Source organism: Streptomyces cahuitamycinicus, assembly GCF_002891435.1.
GTDB classification, from domain to species: domain Bacteria; phylum Actinomycetota; class Actinomycetes; order Streptomycetales; family Streptomycetaceae; genus Streptomyces; species Streptomyces cahuitamycinicus.
In genome coordinates this window covers 1-4,312 of record NZ_POUC01000551.1, presented here as the reverse complement: position 1 = coordinate 4,312, position 4,312 = coordinate 1, and the positions used below count along the sequence as shown (strand labels likewise).

5 protein-coding genes are annotated in these 4,312 nt (G+C 74.0%); 3 read left to right on the top strand and 2 right to left on the bottom strand.

Features of this window, described 5'->3' with window-relative positions; all coding sequences use genetic code 11:
- Window positions 1-853 (bottom strand): class I SAM-dependent methyltransferase (locus C1J00_RS39000; RefSeq protein ID WP_102913609.1); only part of this gene is annotated, 853 nt, incomplete at its 3' end.
- A 184-nt stretch (window positions 854-1,037) separates the two neighbouring features.
- Between C1J00_RS39000 and cobT the strand changes: the two genes are divergently transcribed.
- Entirely contained in the window at window positions 1,038-2,183 is a 1,146-nt protein-coding gene (cobT, locus tag C1J00_RS38995) for a nicotinate-nucleotide--dimethylbenzimidazole phosphoribosyltransferase (protein WP_102913608.1), read from the top strand.
- A gap of 134 nt (window positions 2,184-2,317) precedes the next feature.
- Entirely contained in the window at window positions 2,318-3,016 is a 699-nt protein-coding gene (locus tag C1J00_RS45700) for a hypothetical protein (protein WP_180989856.1), read from the top strand.
- On the opposite strand, the gene C1J00_RS38985 is transcribed toward C1J00_RS45700, so the two are convergent.
- A complete protein-coding gene (locus tag C1J00_RS38985) occupies window positions 2,956-3,720 on the bottom strand; it encodes a hypothetical protein (RefSeq protein WP_102913607.1) in 765 nt (254 codons plus the stop codon). The genes C1J00_RS45700 and C1J00_RS38985 overlap by 61 nt on opposite strands.
- Window positions 3,721-3,780: 60 nt before the next feature.
- Between C1J00_RS38985 and C1J00_RS38980 the strand changes: the two genes are divergently transcribed.
- The coding region (locus C1J00_RS38980) for an adenosylcobinamide-GDP ribazoletransferase (protein WP_102913606.1) at window positions 3,781-4,312 on the top strand (532 nt) is incomplete at its 3' end.

Below are 4,312 nucleotides of genomic sequence, written 5' to 3'. Positions count from 1 at the left end.
GGGCGTGCGAGAGGGCCAGGGAGGCGGCGCCGGCGAGGTCGTGGGGGACGTGGACCGGGCGGTGGTCGAGCGTCAGGATCGCGCACCCGGCCGACTCCAGTTCCGCGCGGACGTTCTGCGGGGGCAGGAGATGCAGGTGGCGCGGCTGGTCGTAGGGGAGCCACCAGCGACCCAGCAGTGCCGCGAAGACGCTGCGCGGGCTGAGGGTCTCGATGAGCAGGTGGCCGCCCGGCCGCAGGACGGAAAGAGCGGCTTGGAGTTCCGCTCGGGGGTCCGGCGTGCCCTCCAGGTGGTGGAGCATGCTGACCACGTCGTAGCGGGCGCGCAGGGGGCCGGTGATCCGCGGGTCCGTCAGGCGGCCGACGTGGGCTTCCTCGACGCGCTCGGCCGTGCGGGCGCGGACCACGCGCGGGGTGGGGTCCAGGCCGTCGAAGGAGGTGTACGGGAAGAACTGCCGGGCCGTGGCGGGGAAGCGGGCGTGGCCCGTCCCGACGTCGAGCCAGCTCTCCGGTTCCCCGCAGCGCAGCATGGCGCGGGCGGCCGAGCGGTGGCGGCGCGGGCTGCCGCGCAGGGCGAGGAGGCCGTCGCTCGCCGGGTCCCTGGGCGCCCCGCGCGCGGTCCGGTGGTAGAGGGCCAGGCCCTCCAGGGTGAGGCGGGGGTTCTGGAAGGTGTGGCCGCAGTCCCGGCAGGAGTCGACGGTGAAGCCGCCCGGCTTGTACTGCCGCAGGTCGCCGGTGCGCAGCCGGTTCCGCAGCCGTTCGGAGCCGCACCAGGGGCAGTCCTCCCGGCGCGGTTCGTGGACCCGTGCGGTCGTCTGGGCCGGGGGTGCTGAGGAGGCGGGATGTGTGGTCATGGGCGGCTCCCGGGCGCGTGGGCGTACGGCAAGGACGTACGGCGGGGACGTCGCACGTAACACGTACGACAATCCGCTGCAAAACGGAACGTATGGGATGCCGATCTCGGGTGCAACGACGTGGCCGTGACGGAGTGGTGATGTGGCGCCGTGCCGTTCGACCGGGGCCGGTACTGTTCGGCGAATGAGCTCGCTTAATCTCGACGACTTCACCGATCTGATCGAGCGTCCGGACGGCGGGATCCGCCGTGACGCCGAGGCGCGCCGGGAGCGCCAGATCGTGCCGCCCGGGTCGCTGGGCCGCCTCGACGAACTGGGTGAGTGGCTGGCGGCGGCGCAGTCGGCGGTGCCGGTGCGGCCGGTCGAACGCCCTCGGGTGGTGCTCTTCGCCGGTGACCACGGCATCGCCGGGCTGGGCGTCTCGGCCCGGCCGGCGGGCAGCGCCGCGGAGTTGGTGCGCGAGGTGCTGGAGGGCGGCCGGCCCGTGTCCGTGCTGGCCCGGCGGCTGGGCGTGCCGGTGCGGATCGTCGACATGGCCCTGGACTGCGACCCCGAGACACTGCCCGAGGGCGTCGTACGGCACCGGGTGCGGCGCGGCAGCGGGCGGATCGACGTCGAGGACGCGCTGACCCCGGAGGAAGCCGAGGCGGCGTTCCGGGCGGGGATCGCGGTGGCCGACGAGGAGGCCGACTCGGGCACGGACCTGGTGGTGCTCGGCGATGTGAGCGTCGGCGGGACCACGGCGGCGAGCGTGCTGGTCGCGGCGTTGTGCGGGGTCGACGCTTCGGTCGTCACCGGGCGCGGCGGACTGGCGATCGACGATCTGGCGTGGATGCGCAAGTGCGCGGCGATCCGCGACGCGCTGCGCCGGGCCCGGCCGGTGCTCGGGGACCAGTTGCAGCTGCTGGCGACGGTGGGCGGTGCCGACCTCGCCGCGATGACGGGCTTCCTGCTCCAGTGCGCGGTGCGCAAGCTGCCGGTGGTGCTCGACGGGGTCGTGACGGCCGCGTGCGCGCTGGTCGGGCAGCGGATCGCGTTCCGGGCGCCGGACTGGTGGCTGGCCGCGCACGACAGCGGGGAGCCCGGGCAGGCGAAGGCGCTGGACCGGATGGCCCTGGAGCCGCTGCTGGCCCACGGGGTGACCGTCGGGGAGGGCACGGGCGGTCTGCTGGCGCTGCCGCTGGTGCAGGCCTCGGCCGCGCTGGCGGCGGAACTGCCCGAGAAGCCGAAGGAGTCCGAAGAACCGGCTGAGCCGGAGGCGTCGGAGGCGTCGGAGGAGCCGGCCCAGCCGGAGGCGTCCGGGACCTCCGAGACCTCCGCCGAGCGGTAGCACCCCCGAGATCCAGGTCACTCACGCCTGGCTCAACTTCGTCCCGTTCCGGTCGGTCTTGGAACGTGGTGTCGGTTTGACTGAGTCGCAGACACCCTCAGACATCGCCGCGCACGGACGAGGACGACCGCCGGATGACCACGCTCGCCCGCTGGGCCCGCGCCGAATGGGGGCGGCTGTACGCCGCGGTGCGCGGGCCGCTGGCCGAGCGGCGGTGGCGGGCCGTGCCGCTGGCGGGCGCGGCCGTGTGCCTCACGGCCGTGCTGCACCTCGTGCACAGCCAGGCGTGGGGCTACCGGTTCGTGCAGGACGCCGGCGGAGTGCGGGCCGTGGACCCGTTGTGGCTGGCGCTGCTGCGGACACCGCTGTCGCTGTTCGTGCCCGCCCTGGATCTGCCGGTGTGGGGCGCACTGGTGCAGATCCTGCTGGTGTTCGGCATCGCCGAGCTGTGCCTGGGCCGGTGGCGGACGCTGGCCGTCGCCTACGTGGCGACGCTCGCGGGCACGCTGTACGCACGCCTGGGCATCCGGCTGGGCCCGCACTCGCCGCTCGGCCTGCCCGCCTCGGACGCCTGGGTCGTGGACACCGGGCCGTCGGCGGCGGTGGTGGGCCTGGCCGTCGTCCTGGGCTGGCGCTACCGCGCGTACATCACGGCCTCGGTGGTGATCGCGGCGATGGTGGTCGAGGTGGTACTGAAGGAGAACCTCGCGGGCAAGGAACACCTCGCCGCGATCATGGCGGTGCTGGTGCTGTGCGGGGTCGGCGAGCTGCGTCAGCGGCGCTCCAGGGACCGGGCCGGCTCGGGGTCGGGGGCGCCGCCGATCCAGTCCTGAAAGGCGCGCCGGGGGCCCAGCCAGCGGCGGTCGTGGTGGTAGGCCCGCAGACCGGACTTGGCGCGGGCGCGGGGCCGGTTCCGGTAGAACCGCTTGGCCCACGGAGAGGTGGGGCGAGCCAGCCGTACGGCGCCGATCAGGGCGACGAGGGGGATGATCAGGCCCAGGACGGCGATGCGGAGCTTGCCCTTGAACAGGGCGATGAGGGCGAACGCGAAGTTCACGAGGACGTTCGCGAGGACGACGGCCCGGTTCTGCTGCTGGTCCTCGTTGAGGTCGTTGACGCCCAGCGGGGAGAAGCCGATCAGCAGCAGGCCGACGAGGGAGGCGGTGAGGACGACCATCTCCACGCTCTTGCGGCCGTCCGGGGTCCAGTAGACGTCGGCGAGGTGCAGGACGAGGGCGAACTCGTCCATGACAAGGCCCGCGCCGATGCCGAAGATCACTGCGGCCAGCGCCGAGCCGAAACCGTACTGGCCGCCGGCGACCGCACCGAAACCGCCGATGATCGTCAGGATCACGCCGGGGACCACGTGGTGGACGTGGACACCGCCGCTGCCGCTGATGTTGCGGAAGGGGCCCTTGCCCGCCCGGATGAGACGGGTGATGCCCCGGGTGATCAGGAAGGTCAGGACGAAGGAGACGAGAGCGAGAAGCAGCGGCAGCTTGCCCGGTTCCATGATGTTCCGCTCGAACCATCCCATAAGGGAACTTTATCGTCGGCTGCCGTTCCCGCCCTCCTGACCGGCCGGTAGCCTGCGCCGGTGCCCAGAACCCCACCCCTCGACGGCCTCCGCTTCGCCTTCGGCACCCTCACCGTGATCCCCGTCCGGGTGACCCGGTGGGACCGGGAGGCCGCGCGCGGCGGCATGCTGTGCGCTCCGCTGGCCGGGCTGGCGGTCGGAGCCGCTGCCGCCGGGCTCGGGCTGGTCCTGCTGTTCCTCGGCGCGGGCGCGCCGCTCGCGGCCGTGGCGACCGTCGCCGTCCCGGCCGCCCTCACCCGGGGGCTGCATCTCGACGGGCTCGCGGACACCGCCGACGGGCTGGGCAGCGGCAAGCCCGCCGAGGACGCGCTGCGGATCATGAAGCAGTCGGACATCGGGCCGTTCGGGGTGATCACCCTCGTCCTCACCCTGCTCGCGCAGATCGCCGCGCTCGCCCAGGCGTACGACGCCTCCTGGGCCCGGGGCGCATGCGCCGCCGTCGTCTCCGCGACCCTCGCCCGGCTGGCCCTGACCCTGGCGGCCCGGGCCGGAGTGCCTGCGGCGCGGCCGGAGGGGCTGGGGGCGGCCGTCG